The sequence below is a fragment of the Shewanella sp. 1180_01 genome, from assembly GCF_052850535.1.
Genome location: NZ_VXCT01000237.1, coordinates 1 through 206 on the forward strand (window position 1 = coordinate 1; position 206 = coordinate 206).

The 206-nt window shown below is 61.2% G+C and carries 1 protein-coding gene; it reads right to left on the reverse strand.

Translation table 11 applies throughout. The annotated features are described in order from the left end of the window. Window positions 1–206: replication protein P (locus tag FW758_RS25015; protein ID WP_446446875.1), on the reverse strand; the 206-nt coding region annotated here is incomplete at both ends.

Sequence of the window (206 nt, forward strand, 5' to 3'; positions counted from 1 at the left end):
GCCTCCTTAAACGCCGCCTCTAACTTGGGCAGCCCTAAATCACAGGCCGTAGGTTGACACCACAAAGCAAACTGGCGCGGTGTCGGCCAAAACTGCCTATCGCCCTGCTCGCGTCTGGCGCGATTCAGCCCCGCTTGCACTTGCTCGCGGCTGGCAATCCCCTGCGCCGCCAACGTTTTTAGCCACTCGGCTTTGTGGGTCGCTTC